The following is a 13,982-nucleotide window of genomic DNA, read 5'->3' as shown; positions in this document are numbered from 1 at the left end:
ATGTGCCACGAGCAGTCGTCATGAGGAGAGGAACAGCATGAGCAACCCGTTCGAGAACCCCGAGGGCGTCTACTCGGTGCTGGTCAACGACGAGGACCAGCACAGCCTGTGGCCGGACTTCGTGGACGTGCCGGCCGGCTGGCGGGTGGTCCACGGGCCCGCCTCGCGGCAGTCCTGCCTGGACCACATCGAGGCCCACTGGACCGACATGCGTCCGAGGAGCCTGGCCGAGGCCATGGACGGCTGAGTGGAGGCGATCGCCGAGTACGGGCGATCAGGGCCACGGAAAAGGGAAAAAGGGAGGGGCCGGCCGCGGGCGGTGCGTGCGGCCGGCCCCTCCCCGTGTGCGGGCGCGGCGTCAGGACGCGGGCTGCTCCACCTTCGTGGCGGGCTTGCCGTCGACGGCTGCCGCGAGCTGCGGCGCCAGCCGCTCGACCACGTACGGCAGGCTGAGGACGGAGACGAAGGAGGTCGCGTTCCCGTAGTCGCCGGTCTCGTTGACGAAGACCTCCCGGCCCTCCGCGACGACCTTCAGGTCCTTGTAGGAGGCGTCCTTGTGCAGCTTGTCGGCGTCCTTGGCGACGTCGCCGACGATCCAGACGATGGCGTCCTGGTCGAGCAGGTCCGTGCGCTCCTTGCTGATGTTCGCACCGAACTGGTCCCCGATCGCCTTGTCCAGGCCCTCGGGCAGGGCGAAGCCGAGATCGTCGAGAAGCCGCGAGCGCGGGTCCTGGCTGCCGAAGACGAACATGCCCTCGTACGGCGTGGCCATCACGGCGGTGGCGCCCTTGAACTCGGGGTGCTCCTCGGCCGCGGCCCTGATCCTGTCCTCGGTGTCCTTGACCGCCGCGGCCGCCTCGTCCGGCTTGCCGAGGGCCTGTCCGACCCGCTTGGTGAGCTCCTGCCACGGGATGCCGTAGTCGTTGTACTCCTTCGGCTGGGCGACCACGGGGGCGAAGGCGGACAGCGACGTGTACTGCTCCTTCGTCAGGCCGCCGTAGAGGGCGAGGATCAGGTCCGGCTTGAGCGCGGCGATCTTCTCCACCTGCGGGCCGGTGCCCGTGTCCTCCAGCACCGTCGGCGCCGCGGCCCCGCCGAGCCTGTCCTGAGCCCAGGGGCCGATGGCTCCCTTGTAGCCGCCCAGCCACTCCGTCGTGCCGACGGGGACCTTGCCGAGCGCCAGCACGGCGTCCTGGTCGGTGAGGCCGACCGTGACGATCCGCTTCGGCTCGGCCTTGATCGTCGTACTGCCGTACTTGTGGGCGATGGTGACCGGGAACGCCGACTTGCCGGAGGCGCTCGCCTCCGCGCCGGCACCCGCGGTGTCGGTTGCGGCGTCGTCGCCGCCGCAGGCCGTGGCGGTGGCGAGGAGCAGGGCGGCGGAGGCGAGGGCGGCGGCGAGCCGTGGGGCTCTGCGGAAGCGGAAGCGGGGCATCGGCGGTGTGGTCCTTCGTTCGGGGTCCTGTGGAACGGGGTGGTGCGGGGTGGTGCGGGGGGTGGCGGTCTGCGAGCCGGTGACGGGCGAACAGGTGCGGTCGGGACCGGTGTCCGGGGTCCGGCGCCGGTTGCCGGGTGTCGGATGCCGGGCGCCGGCCGGTGCGGGAACTGTTTCTACGGGCCGGGGTCGCGGGTGTCCGACCATGCCTCCCACAGGGCGGCGTAGCGTCCCGCGGCTGCCCGCAGTTCGTCGTGGGTGCCGGTCTCGACGATGCGTCCGGAATCCATGACGACGATGCGGTCGGCCGTGGCCGCCTGACTGAGGCGATGGGCGACGATCAGCGCCGTACGGCCGTCCACGGCCCGGGCGACCGCCTTCTCCAGGGCGCGCGCCCCCGCGCTGCCCGCTTCGGCGGTCGCCTCGTCGAGGATCACGAGCGGCGGGTCGGCGAGGATCAGCCGGGCGAGCGCCAGTGCCTGCGTCTGCGCGCCGCTGAGCCGGTGGCCGCCGTCGCCGACGACCGTGGCGAGTCCGTCGGGCAGCGCGTCGGCCCAGCCGAGGGCGGAGACCCGGTCGAGCGCCGCGCGCAGTTCGTCCTCGGTGGCGTCGGACTTGGCCAGCCGGAGATCGTCGGCGAGGGACCCCGCGAAGACATGGGTCTCCTGGGTGACCAGGGCGATCGTGCGGCGGTGGTCGGCCACGCCGAGCTCGGTCGGCGGGACGCCGCCGACCAGGACGGTGCCGGCGTTGGGCGGCTGGATGCCCGCGACGAGCCGGGCCAGGGTGGTCTTGCCCGCGCCGCTGGCGCCGACGAGCGCCACCCGTTCGCCCTGGCGGACCGTCAGGTCGATGTCGTGCAGCACGGGGTGTCCGGGCCGATAGGCGTGGCTGAGCCCGCACACGGTGACCTCGACGTTCCCCGAACCGACGGGACGTGCCGCCGGTTCCTTTTGGTCACTCGTTCGCCTCCGGAGCGCCGAAGCCACTGTCGACGGTCGATCGTGCTCGACTCCTCGTTCCTCGGAGTCTGTGCGCGTTCTCCCTTTCGACAGCGTCGCGCCCCGTCGGCTCACTCGCTCCGCCGCCCGGGCCGGCCTCGGCACCGGAGTGGGCGCGGGTGTGGGCGCAGGCGTGGGCCCAGGCGTGGGCGCCGGGGTGGGCGCCGACGTCGGCGGCTCGTCGGTGACGCCCACGAGCCGCGCCAGGCCGGCGGCGGCCGACTGTGCGTCGTCGAGGAGGACGAGGGCGGCGTTGACGGGGGTGAAGAGGCTGTGGAAGTAGAGGGCGGCGGCGGTCGCCGTGCCGATGGACGCCGTGCCCTGGCGCACCAGCCAGTAGCCGGTGACGAGGACGGCGGCGAGTCCGATGTACTCGGCGATGTGCAGCCGGCTGTAGAAGCCCAGGACCAGCCGGACACCGCGCATCGTCAGCGTCACCACCGACCAGGACCGCTCGGTGACCCGCTCGGTGTGCTCCCGCTCCAGCCGGAACGCCCGCACCGTCGAGCTGCCGCCGATGGTGTCGAGCAGCTGCTGCTGCTGGGCGCCGGCGGCCACGCGCTGCTCGGCGTAGAGCGGCACGGCGCGGGCCACGTACCAGCGCGCGGTGTACGCCTGCACGGGCACCGCGAGCAGGGCGGCCAGGAGGAACCGCCAGTCGAGCAGGGCGAGGGCGCCCAGTGTGAGGACGATCGTGAGGAGCGAACGGGCCAGTTCGGGCAGGGCGTTGCGGACGGCCTCGGCGATCAGCGACACATCGGCCGTGACCCGGGCCGTCAGATCACCGGCACCGGCCTTCTCCACGCGCTCCAGCGGCAGGCCGAGGGCCCGCTCGACGAACCGTTCGCGCAGCCGGGCCAGGGACGTCTCGCCCAGGCGGGAGACGAGCGACAGGCCGAGACCCGACGTGGCACCCTGGGCCACCGCGACGGCCACGAGCAGCGCGCCGGCGGCCGTGATGGCGTCCACGGACCCCCGACCGGCTGCCAGGTCGACGATCCGCCCCAGCAGCGGCTGCACGAGCAGTCCGACGGCGGTGGACCCGACCATGACGGTGAACGCGGCGAGGGCCAGGCGCCGTTGCGGGCGCACGAGCTCCGCGACCGCGGCGCGGGTCCGCGCGGGCGTGGCGACGGGCAGCAGCACGGGCCCGCCGACCGGGGAGGCGGGCGGGGGAGTGCCGTGGGGAGTGTCCGGGGACCGGGATTCGCTCATGTGAGGACCGCCGTACGGTAGGCGATGCTGTCGCGGACCAGCCGCTCGTGGTGGCCTGTCGCGGCGACCCTGCCGCCGTCGAGGAGGACGACCCGGTCGGTCACGGCCAGGAGGGCGGGGCTGTTGGTCACGAGGACGGTGGTGCGGCCCCTGCGGATGTCCTGGACGCCGAGGGCGATACGGAGTTCGGTGACGGCGTCGACCGCCGTCGCGGGTTCGTGGAGGACGAGGACCGGGGCGTCGGCGGCCAGCGCCCGTGCGAGGGCGACCCGCTGGCGCTGTCCGCCGGAGAGCGAGCGGCCGCGCGCGGAGACGGCCGTGCCGGCGCCGTCGGGGAGGGCGCTGACGACCTCGTCGGTGCCCGACGCCGTCATCGCGGCCGTGACGCTCGCGGTGGGCGCCGCGGCGGTGACGTTCTCCAGGAGCGTGCCCTCGAAGAGGTCGGCGTCGTGCTCGGCGACAAGGATCGCGGCGCGCACCTCCGCCAGGTCGAGCGCGGTCAGTTCCGTGCCGTCCAGCTGCACGGCGCCGCCGTCCGGGTCGGCGCGCCGGCCGAGGCAGCGCAGCAGTGCCGACGCGTCGGCGGGGTCGGTGGCGACGACGCCGACGGTCTCGCCGGGGGCGATGTCGAGGTCCACCGCGTGCAGCGTTCCGTACGAGAGCTCGCGCAGCCGCAGCCGTCCCTCGACTTGCCGCAGCACGGGGCCGGGGCTGGAGCCGGAGCCGGAGCCGGAGCCGGGGAGCGGGCCGGCGTCACGGCCCGGGGCGGGTCCGTCGGGCGGGATCCCCGGGGACACCGCATGGCCGGCGCCGAGCACCCCGGCGATACGGGCGGCGGACGCACGGCCCTGTGCCAGCTCCGCGTTGACCCAGGAGAACTCGGAGAGCGGGCCGATGAGGAAGAGGGCCAGCGCGACGGACGAGACCAGTTCCCCGAGGCTGATGTCGCCGCGCGCGGCGAGCCGCCCGCCGACCAGCGCGACCAGGGCCAGGAACGCGCCGGTCAGCATCGTCACGACCCCGCTCTGCCATGCCTCGGCGCGAGCCGCGCGCAGGGTGGCCGAGAGCGAGTCCTGGCTGATGCGCCGGTAGCGCGCGACGGCCGCCCGCTCGGCACCGATGCCCTTCAGGACGCGCAGCCCGGCCACGAGGTCCGCCGCGATGCCCGACGCCCGCGCCGCACGCTCCTGTTCGGTCTCGCTGCGCCGCTCCAGCGGCTTGCTCAGCAGATGCCCGAGCCACAGCAGCAGCGGGGTGCCGAGCAGGACGAGGAGCCCCAGCGGGAGCGATACGCGCAGCAGCGCGACCGCACTCACGGCCAGCCCGGTGGCCGCCGCGATCCCGACGATGAGCGCCATGGTGACGGCGCCGACCCGCTTGGCGTCCTCGGTGGCGACGGTGGCCAGCTCGCCGGGCAGCCGCCCGTCCTCCGCGCCGCCTTCGGGGGCGAGGACGCGGCCGATCAGCTCCGTACGCAGCTGGTGCGCGGCGGTCACGGAGGCGCGTTCGCCGGCCCGGGCGCCGTAGCGGAAGCTGAAGGAGAGTCCGACGTAGACGGCGGCGAGGACGCCGAGCCACAGCAGCAGGCCGGTGGCGTCGCGCTCCACCACGCCCCGCTCGACGGCCAGTCCGATGAGCACCGGCACCAGGGCCTCGCCCGTCTGATGACCCATGCCCAGGACCGCGCCGAGCGCGACATCGCGGCGCTGTCCGCCGACCGCACGCCACAGCACGCTCCGTCCCGGCAGGTCCGCTTTCCTCACGCAACCCTCCGGACCGGATTCGCAGTGCCCAGGAACCGTGCACGCCAACTTAGGTAAGGCTAACTAAATTCGGCCTCGTCGGCCACCCCCTGGCCCTAGGTCGTGTCTTCGAAGTCCCGTCCGCCCGGCGGCGTCTGGCGCGCTCTCCCAGAGCTCGCGCCTGGGAGGTGCCCCCACCCCCGTGGCCCTTCGGGCACGGGAGGTGTCCCCACCGCATGGACTCCCTCCTCCGCCTTGCGAGCGCACGCACCAGACGCCGCCGGGCCCGCCCTCCGGGCGGACGACGCCACTGTGAAGACACTCCCTAGCCCTTGGGGGCGTCGTCGACACGGACGAGCCGGTAGCGGTGTTCGTAGGGCGCCCTCGCGCGCCGGTCGGCCTTCCTCGGTCGGGCCCGGCGTGCCGCGAGGATGAGCGCCTCCAACTCGGGCCGCTGTCTGCGCAGTCGGTACAGGGTCCGCACGGACAGGCCGACGAGTGCTGCTGCGGGCGTGTGCGCAGTGCCCGTGCGCACCGCCTTGAGCAGCACGCGCAGCGCCGTTGGGGTCAGCGGGGGCGGCCTGTCGCCGGTACAGGACGCATGGGCGCGGGCCAGCGTGCCGGCGGCCGCCATGGCCGCGGCGAACGAGGGGTCCTGCGCCTGCCAGTTCAGCAGCAGGCGCTCGGACACGCCCGCGGCCGTCGCGCACCCGGCCGGACCGAGCCCCACAGTCGCCGCCCTCACGGCCTCGGCCATGCGTGACAACGTTTCCTCGCGCAGGCTCGGACTCCGGCCCAGGGCGGCGAGGAGCGTGCGGTCGAGCTCCTCTTGCGCATCGATGTGCGCCAGCACACCATCGGCCCATGCCTCCAACCGGCCGGCTGAGTCCGCGACTTCATCCATCCCAGATCCCCTTAGGTTAGCCTTACCTAATCATACGGGGGTGGAGTTGTCTCAACGCAGCGAGCGAGAGGTTCTGTCCGTGCTCAGTACCAGGATCACCAACGCCCGTGTCATCACGATGGATCCGGCCCGCCCCCACGCCCGCGAACTCGGCATCTGGCAGGGACGCATCGTCGGTCTTGACGAGGACGTCGCGGGCCTTCCGGCGCGGCGGACCCGGGACCTGGGCGGGGCCGTCGTGCTCCCGGGGTTCATCGACAGCCATGTGCACCTGACCTGGGCCGGGTTGAAGGCGGAGACCCCAAGCGTCGCCCCGAGCAGACGCGCCGACGAGGTGCTCGCGGCCGTCGCCGCCGCCGTGTCCGAGGCTCCTGCCGGCGCCTGGGTGGACCTCGGCGGATACGACCAGCGCACCCTGGACCGACCGCTGACCGCCGCCGACCTCGACGCCGTCAGCGACGGCCGCCGGGTGTTCCTGGGTCATATCTCCGGCCATGCCTGCCTGGTCAACACGGCCGTCCTGGACGGGCTCCCCGCGGAAGCGGTCCGTGCCGACGGCTACCTCGTGGAGGGCGCCATGGGCGCCGCGCTCCAGTCCCGCCCGCCGCGCTCGCTCTCCGAACTCGTCACCGCGATCGAGCGGGCCGCTCGCACCTGCCGCACCGAGGGCGTGACCGCCTGCGCCGAAGCCGGGGTCGGCGGCCGGCTCTTCGGCCGCAGCCCCATCGAGGCCGCGGCCTACCAGCTCGCCCACGAGAGCGGCCGGCTCCCGCTGCGGGTCCGGCTCATGGTGGCGGCCGACGCGCTTCACCCCGTGCGCACGGCCCCAGAGGACACCACGAGCCGCGCCCTCGGACTCGGCCTGCGCACCGGATTCGGCGACGGCGCGCTGTCCCTCGGAGCCCTCAAGGTCTTCGCCGACGGCGGGATGATGGCGCGTACGGCGGCGCTCAGCCGTCCCTACGAGGGAAGCGACGCCTCCGGACAACTTCTGGACACGCCCGAGGCGTTGGAGCACACCATCGTGGAGGGGCACCTCGCCGGCTGGCAGCTCGCGGTGCACGCCATCGGTGACCGCGCCCTCGACGTCGCCCTGGACGCCCTGGAGGAGGCGGAGAAGCGGTGCCCGCGCCCGGAGGCACGCCACCGCATCGAGCACGCGGGCCTGGTCCGCCCCGACCAACTGCCCCGCCTGGCCGCCCTCGGGGCCACCGTCGTCGTCCAGCCGAGCTTCCTGCGCCACTACGGCGACGACTACGCCACCGTGATGGGGGAGACCAGGGCCGACTGGCTCTACCGCGGCCGAGGCTTCCTCGACCACGGCGTCCGCCTCGTCGCCAGCTCCGACCGCCCGGTCGCCGACGGAGCACCGCTGCGGGCCGTCCAGTTCATGGTCGAGCGGGCCTCCCGCTCCGGCCGCGTCATCGGCCGCGACGAGGCCGTCACCGTCGCGGAGGCGCTGCGCTCCTACACCACGGAGGCGGCCCGCGCCTGCCACTGGGAGGCGGATGCAGGCAGCCTCACGCCCGGGAAGCGGGCGGACCTCGTCGTACTGGGGGACGACCCGCACCGCGTCGACCCGTCGAGGATCGGGGAGATCGAGGTGCTGGGCACGTTCCTCGAGGGCGACGACACCCTCTGAGCACCGGGCCGGCACACGGCGCCCGGGGAGACGGGCGGACCCGTCTCCCCGGCCGGATTCCGGGGTGGTGCCGTGGACTGCCGGCTACTGCAGTCCGTTGTTGATCGCGGTCGCCAGCTCACCGTTGGTGGTGTCGCCGCTGAACTCCCAGAAGAAGGCGCCTCCCAGGCTCTGGTTCTTCACGTATGTCATCTTCCCGGCGATGGTGGACGGGGTGTCGTAGCTCCACCAGTTGCTGCCGCACTTGGCGTAGGCGGTGCCGGCGATGGTGCCGGTGGTGGGGCAGGAGGTCTTGAGGACCTTGTAGTCCTCGATGCCCTGCTCGTAGGTGCCGGGGGCCGGTCCGGTGGCGGAGCCGCCGGGCGTCGCCTGGGTCACGCCGGTCCAGCCGCGGCCGTAGAAGCCGATGCCGAGGTTGAGCTTGGCGGCCGGCACGCCCTGGGCACGCAGCTTCTGGATCGCCTCGTCGGAGGTGAAGCCCTGCTGCGGGATGCCCGCGTAGGTGGTGAGCGCGGAGTGCGGGGCGGTGGGGCCGTCCGCGTCGAAGGCGCCGAAGAAGTCGTACGTCATCACGTTGTACCAGTCGGAGTACTGCGCGGCGCCCGCGTAGTCCGTGGCGTCGATCTTGCCGCCGCTGCTGGCGTCGGCCGTGATGGCGGCGGTGACCAGGTTGTTGGCACCGAACTTGGTGCGCATGGCCTGCATCATGTTCTTGAATGCGGCCGGGCCGCTGGTGTCGCAGGACAGGCCGCAGGCGTTCGGGTACTCCCAGTCCAGGTCGATGCCGTCGAAGACATCGGCCCAGCGCGGGTCCTCGACCAGGTTGTAGCAGGAGTTGGCGAAGGCGGTCGGGTTCTGGACGGCCTGGGGGAAGCCGCCGGACCAGGTCCAGCCGCCGAAGGACCACAGGATCTTGATGTGCGGGAACTGCTGCTTCAGCTTGCGCAGCTGGTTGAAGTTGCCGCGCAGGGCGCCGGCGTCCCAGGTGTCCGCGACGCCGTCGACGCTCTGGGCGGCGGTGTAGGCGCGGTTGTAGTCGGCCTCGGCGTCACCGATGGTGCACTGGCCGTTCTGGACGTTGCCGAAGGCGTAGTTGATGTGGGTGATCTTCGCGGCGCTGCCGGAGGTGACGAGGTTCTTGACGAAGTACTGACGGTCGTAGGTGCCCCAGTTGGTGAAGTAGCCGAGCTTCACCTTGCCGCCTCCGCCGCCTCCGCCACCGGTGGTCGTGACGGTCCGCGAGCCGCTGGAGGCGCCGACCTGGTCGGCGGTGTCACGGGCGATGACGCTGTACGTGTATGTCGTACCGGCCGTGAGGCCCGAGTCGGCGTAGCTGGTGCCGGTGACCGTCGCGATCCTGGTGGAGCCGCGGTAGACGTCGTAGTTCTTGATGCCCTTGTCGTCGGTGGCCGCGGTCCAGCTGAGGGTCAGCGAGGTGTTGGTGATGCCGCTCGCGGTCGGGGTGCCGGGAGCGGACGGCGGGTTGTCACCGGGGACGACCGGACCGCCGTCGCAGGAGGCCCCGTTGAGCTTGCAGCCGGTGGGGGCACCGGTGCCGCTCCCGTTGAAGCCGAAGCTGACACTGGCACCAGGAGCGAGCGTGCCGTTCCAGCTCTTGTTCTTGGCGGTCCAGTGGTTGCCTGAGCCGGTGACGTCGGCGTCCCACCCGGAGGTCACCGTCGTGCCGGCGGGGAAGTCCCATTCGACGGTCCAGGCGGAGATGCTGGTCGTCCCGCCGTTGGTGACCGTCCACTTGCCCTCGAAGCCGGTGCCCCAGTCGGACACCTTGCTGTACGTCGCGGTGGGCCCGGCGGCCTCGGCGGGGGTGGCCAGGCCGACAAGAGCGGCGAGGGGGAGCAGCAGCGCGGTGAGGCCGGCCATCGCTCGGTGTCTGAGACGGGTGCTGCGACAAGGGGGTGCAGTGGTCAAGGCGCGCTCCTCGAAAGAGGTAGGTCCGGACGTGGAGGGGGTCCAGCGCCGCTCATGAGCACGCTTTGTCATGGCGTGCTCACCGCAGTGCGGCGAGGCTAAATAGGTCTGGACCATCGGTCAAGGGGCCCCGGGCGCCGCTTCGCGACTGCGATCCGGTCGGCAACGGCTGTGCAAGCAGCGCAGGTTGAGCCCTCATGGGTCACCCTGGCCGATAAACACCAGGCCCGGGAACCGGAGATGGGGGAGTGCGTCGGGCGCGGGCCTTCGGTGTGTGTTAGGAAAGTTTCCTAATGAATATCGGGACGGACCCTACGGCCTGCGGCCTACGCCCACAGCGACCGCGCCACCGTCATCCCGAGGAACACCGCGCCGAGCGCCGCCACCACACTGGCGATCACATTGGCCAACGCGTAGAGACGCGCCCCGTTCTCGGCCAGCCGCAGGGTCTCGTAGGAGAACGTCGAGTACGTCGTGAGCGCGCCGCACAGCCCCGTCCCGACCAGCAGCTGCACATCGTCGGAGGCCCCGGCTCCGGCCTCTGCTCCCGCTCCCGCGGTGAGTGCTCCGGCGAGCAGACCCAGCACGAGGCTGCCCACGACGTTCACGGTCAACGTGCCCCAGGGGAAGACGGTGTCGTGCCTCATCTGCACCGCCCGGTCGGTCAGGAAGCGCAGGGGTGCGCCCACCGCCGCGCCCATGATCACAAGCAGCCACTTCACTCGCTCGACTCCCCGTCCGCGTAGCGGATGACCTCGCACTCCTCGAGGACCACCATGCCCTGGCCCACGAGTTCGTCCAACTCCGGCAGGAACGCGCGGACGCGGTCCTCGGTGTCCACGATCACGATCGCCACCGGCATGTCCTCGCTGAGGGACAGCAGCCGGGAGGTGTGGACGAGCGAGGACGTCCCGAAGCCCTCGACGCCGCGGAACACCGAGGCGCCGGCCAGGCCAGCCTTGTGCGCGCGGTGCACGATCTCCACGTAGGCCGGTCTGTGGTGCCACTGGTCGCACTCACCGACGAAGATCGTCATTCGCAGCGCCGTACCCGTCAGCCTGGTCATCGTGTCCTCCGCTCAGGGACGTGGCATGTCGTCCACGACGCCATTTTCGCGCTCCGGGCCGACTCCGCATCATCACCGGACCTGCGCCGCCTGCGCGGTGGTGTTGCGCGAGACAGGCGGGCTCTCGGCACACGGCACACGGCACACGGCACACGGCGATGCAGGCACCGTCACGGACCGCCCGGCGGGCCGGCGACGGTCACACGGGCGGGGCGCAGCAGTTGCTCGCCGACCCGGTAGCCGGAGCGGAGCACCGCCGTGCAGATCAGGCGGTCGAAGCGGTCGGAGCTGCGGTACGAGACGGCCTCGTGGACCGCCGGGTCGAAGGCGTCGCCCGCCGTGCCGAAGGGGCGCAGGCCGACACCCGCCAGCTCCGTTTCGAGCGCCCGGGCGACGTGCTCGAAGCCGCCCGTCACCTCGCCCTGTTCCCTGGCCTCGGCGAGTGCGTCGAGCACGGGCAGGAGGCGGCCGAGCACATTGGCCACGGCGATCTCGCGGATCGCGAGGCGGTCACGGCGTACCCGCTTGCGGTAGTTGTCGTACTCGGCCTTCAGCCGCTGAAGATCGGCCGTGCGCTCGCGCAGTTCCGCCCGGAGCCCGTGCCCTTGTTCGTGCTCATGTCCGTGCCCGTGCCCGTGCCCCTGCTCTTGGGGCGACGGCTGCGCGGACGCCGACGTACCGCCACCGCCACCGGTGTCCGCACCGGCACCCGCCGCGGTCCGCCCGGCCGGACCGAGCATCAACGGCGGGTCGACGCGCGTGCCGCGGACGTCGGTGAGGCGGTTCATCCCGCGCCTCCCTCCCGCCGCTCGTCGTCGACGATCTCCGCGTCCACGACGTCGTCCTCGTCCCTGTCCGCCCCGTCTCCGCCGTCCCCGCCGCCCGCTCGGGCACCGGCGTCACCGGCGCCGCCCGCGGCCTGGTGGGCCTGCGCGTCGGCGTACATGGCCTGGCCGAGCTTCTGGGAGACGGCCGCGACCTTCTCAGTGGCGGTGCGGATCTCCGCCGTGTTGTCGCCCTCGGCGGACTCGTTCTTCAGCTTGTCCTTGAGCTCGGTCACCGCTGTCTCGACCTCGGTCCTGATCTCGCCCGGGACCTTGTCCTCGTTGTCCTTGAGGAACTTCTCGGTCTGGTAGACGAGCTGCTCGGCCTGGTTGCGGGTCTCGGCCGCCTCACGCCTGCGGCGGTCCTCCTCCGCATGCGCCTCCGCCTCGCGCATCATGCGGTCGATGTCGTCCTTCGGCAGCGAGGAGCCGCCGGTGACGGTCATCTTCTGCTCCTTGCCGGTGCCGAGGTCCTTCGCGGTCACGTGCATGATGCCGTTGGCGTCGATGTCGAAGGAGACCTCGATCTGCGGCACGCTACGGGGGGCCGGCGGGAGGCCGGTCAGCTCGAACATGCCGAGCTTCTTGTTGTACGCCGCGATCTCGCGCTCGCCCTGGTAGACCTGGATCTGCACGGACGGCTGGTTGTCCTCGGCCGTCGTGAAGATCTCGGAGCGCTTCGTCGGGATCGTGGTGTTGCGCTCGATGAGCTTGGTCATGATGCCGCCCTTGGTCTCGATACCGAGGGACAGCGGGGTCACGTCGAGGAGCAGGACGTCCTTGACCTCACCCTTGAGGACACCGGCCTGGAGCGCGGCACCGATGGCGACGACCTCGTCCGGGTTCACACCCTTGTGCGGATCCTTGCCCGTCATGCTCTTGACCAGCTCGGTCACCGCGGGCATGCGCGTCGAACCGCCGACCATGATCACGTGATGGATGTCGGAGAGCTTGATCCCGGCATCCTCGATCGCGTTGTGGAACGGCGTCTTGCAGCGCTCCAGCAGATCGGCGGTGAGCTGCTGGAACTGGGCGCGCGTGAGCTTCTCGTCCAGGTGCAGCGGGCCCTCGGCGGACGCCGTGATGTAGGGCAGGTTGATCGTCGTCTCGGTGGACGAGGACAGCTCGATCTTGGCCTTCTCGGCGGCCTCGCGGAGCCGCTGCGTGGCCATCTTGTCCTTGGACAGGTCGACACCGTGCGCGTTCTTGAACTGCTTCACCAGGTGGTCGACGACGCGCTGGTCCCAGTCGTCGCCGCCCAGATGGGTGTCGCCGTTGGTGGCCTTCACCTCGACGACGCCGTCACCGATCTCCAGGAGGGACACGTCGAAGGTGCCGCCACCGAGGTCGAAGACGAGGATCGTCTGGTCGTTCTCCTTGTCGAGGCCGTAGGCGAGCGCGGCGGCCGTCGGCTCGTTGACGATGCGCAGGACGTTCAGCCCCGCGATCCTCCCGGCCTCCTTGGTCGCGGTGCGCTGCGAGTCGTTGAAGTACGCCGGGACGGTGATGACCGCGTCGGTCACGTCCTCGCCGAGATACGCCTCGGCGTCCCGCTTCAGTTTCTGCAGTACCCGGGCGGAGATCTCCTGCGCCGTGTAGCGCTTGCCGTCGATGTCGCCGCTCTCCGGGAAGCGCCAGTCCGCCTCGCCCATGTGCCGCTTCACCGACCGCGCGGTGCGGTCGACGTTGGTCACGGCCTGCCGCTTGGCGATCTCACCGACCAGCACGTCACCGTTCTTGGCGAAGCCGACCACCGACGGGGTGGTCCTGGCGCCCTCGGTGTTGGTGATGACGGTGGGCTCACCGGCTTCCAGCACGCTGACCACGGAGTTCGTCGTACCGAGGTCGATACCCACTGCACGCGCCATGGTCTCCTCCTCGGCCTGCGCTGACGTGGAGCGAACCTCCTCGACCATCTCCTTAAAACGTACGTCTGCGGCAGCCGGGATGCCCGGTTTCGCCCTGTCGGGCACGGGCTGTGCGCGAGCACGCACGAGCGGTTACGCCCCGCGTCGGGCCGGCGCGGCCATGCGGTTCGTCGTCGCGTGCTGCGGGTGTCACCGTCTCAAGTGCGGACGTGGCGGGGCGAACCCGTTGGAGCCGCCCGATCGACCACCGGCTCAGCCACCGGACGAGGTGGCCGAGCCGGTCCACGGCTCCTGACGCCGACGCCGACGCCGACGCCGACGCCGACGCCGACACGTGCACGCCGACGCCGCACCTG

11 protein-coding genes are annotated in these 13,982 nt (G+C 71.9%); 2 read left to right on the top strand and 9 right to left on the bottom strand.

Annotated elements, in window-relative coordinates:
• The first annotated feature begins 37 nt into the window (after window positions 1-37).
• A complete protein-coding gene (locus tag KK483_RS01140; RefSeq protein ID WP_262002957.1) occupies window positions 38-247 on the top strand; it encodes an MbtH family protein in 210 nt (69 codons plus the stop codon).
• Between the two features lie 111 nt (window positions 248-358).
• Here KK483_RS01140 and KK483_RS01135 read toward each other — a convergent pair whose 3' ends face one another.
• The 4 genes from KK483_RS01135 to KK483_RS01120 form a co-directional block, all read right to left on the bottom strand.
• The gene (locus KK483_RS01135; protein WP_262002956.1) at window positions 359-1,435 is read right to left on the bottom strand and encodes an iron-siderophore ABC transporter substrate-binding protein; all 1,077 of its coding nucleotides are present in this window, start codon (window positions 1,433-1,435) and stop codon (window positions 359-361) included.
• A 176-nt stretch (window positions 1,436-1,611) separates the two neighbouring features.
• Window positions 1,612-3,651, bottom strand: coding sequence for an ABC transporter ATP-binding protein (locus KK483_RS01130; RefSeq protein WP_262002954.1), 2,040 nt, complete (start codon window positions 3,649-3,651; stop codon window positions 1,612-1,614).
• A complete protein-coding gene (locus KK483_RS01125) occupies window positions 3,648-5,414 on the bottom strand; it encodes an ABC transporter ATP-binding protein (protein ID WP_262002953.1) in 1,767 nt (588 codons plus the stop codon). The genes KK483_RS01130 and KK483_RS01125 overlap by 4 nt, the downstream gene beginning before the upstream one ends.
• Before the next feature lie 304 nt (window positions 5,415-5,718).
• Entirely contained in the window at window positions 5,719-6,297 is a 579-nt protein-coding gene (locus tag KK483_RS01120; RefSeq protein WP_262002952.1) for a hypothetical protein, read from the bottom strand.
• A gap of 79 nt (window positions 6,298-6,376) precedes the next feature.
• Between KK483_RS01120 and KK483_RS01115 the strand changes: the two genes are divergently transcribed.
• Window positions 6,377-7,939, top strand: coding sequence for an amidohydrolase (locus KK483_RS01115; RefSeq protein WP_262002950.1), 1,563 nt, complete (start codon window positions 6,377-6,379; stop codon window positions 7,937-7,939).
• An 84-nt stretch (window positions 7,940-8,023) separates the two neighbouring features.
• Here the strand turns inward: KK483_RS01115 and KK483_RS01110 are convergent, their stop codons facing one another.
• The 5 genes from KK483_RS01110 to dnaK all read right to left on the bottom strand — a co-directional run bounded on the left by KK483_RS01110 (window position 8,024) and on the right by dnaK (window position 13,626).
• Window positions 8,024-9,820: a glycoside hydrolase family 18 chitinase gene (locus KK483_RS01110; RefSeq protein ID WP_262002949.1), complete on the bottom strand. Its 1,797-nt coding sequence runs from the start codon at window positions 9,818-9,820 to the stop codon at window positions 8,024-8,026.
• 374 nt (window positions 9,821-10,194) lie between these two features.
• On the bottom strand, window positions 10,195-10,590 hold the full coding sequence (gene crcB, locus KK483_RS01105; protein WP_262002948.1) for a fluoride efflux transporter CrcB: 396 nt from the start codon (window positions 10,588-10,590) through the stop codon (window positions 10,195-10,197).
• Window positions 10,587-10,934, bottom strand: a complete 348-nt coding sequence (locus KK483_RS01100) for a DUF190 domain-containing protein (RefSeq protein WP_262002947.1) — start codon at window positions 10,932-10,934, stop codon at window positions 10,587-10,589. The genes crcB and KK483_RS01100 overlap by 4 nt, the downstream gene beginning before the upstream one ends.
• A gap of 170 nt (window positions 10,935-11,104) precedes the next feature.
• On the bottom strand, window positions 11,105-11,722 hold the full coding sequence (gene grpE / locus KK483_RS01095) for a nucleotide exchange factor GrpE (RefSeq protein WP_262002946.1): 618 nt from the start codon (window positions 11,720-11,722) through the stop codon (window positions 11,105-11,107).
• Complete coding sequence (dnaK, locus tag KK483_RS01090; RefSeq protein WP_262002944.1) at window positions 11,719-13,626, bottom strand: molecular chaperone DnaK; 1,908 nt, start codon at window positions 13,624-13,626, stop codon at window positions 11,719-11,721. Before dnaK ends, grpE begins: the two co-directional genes overlap by 4 nt.
• Between the last annotated feature and the right edge of the window lie 356 nt (window positions 13,627-13,982).

Origin of the sequence: Streptomyces sp. FIT100 (assembly GCF_024584805.1) — a bacterium.
Lineage (GTDB): Bacteria > Actinomycetota > Actinomycetes > Streptomycetales > Streptomycetaceae > Streptomyces.
Note: the sequence above shows the minus strand (reverse complement) of the source record. Positions and strands in the feature narration are given on the sequence as shown.

Coding starts and splice junctions, on each gene's coding strand:
- KK483_RS01140 (WP_262002957.1), top strand. CDS start 38: ATGAGCAACCCGTTCGAGAACCCCGAGGGCGTCTACTCGGTGCTGGTC.
- KK483_RS01135 (WP_262002956.1), bottom strand. CDS start 1,435: ATGCCCCGCTTCCGCTTCCGCAGAGCCCCACGGCTCGCCGCCGCCCTC.
- KK483_RS01130 (WP_262002954.1), bottom strand. CDS start 3,651: ATGAGCGAATCCCGGTCCCCGGACACTCCCCACGGCACTCCCCCGCCC.
- KK483_RS01120 (WP_262002952.1), bottom strand. CDS start 6,297: ATGGATGAAGTCGCGGACTCAGCCGGCCGGTTGGAGGCATGGGCCGAT.
- KK483_RS01110 (WP_262002949.1), bottom strand. CDS start 9,820: ATGGCCGGCCTCACCGCGCTGCTGCTCCCCCTCGCCGCTCTTGTCGGC.
- KK483_RS01100 (WP_262002947.1), bottom strand. CDS start 10,934: ATGACCAGGCTGACGGGTACGGCGCTGCGAATGACGATCTTCGTCGGT.
- grpE (WP_262002946.1), bottom strand. CDS start 11,722: ATGAACCGCCTCACCGACGTCCGCGGCACGCGCGTCGACCCGCCGTTG.
- dnaK (WP_262002944.1), bottom strand. CDS start 13,626: ATGGCGCGTGCAGTGGGTATCGACCTCGGTACGACGAACTCCGTGGTC.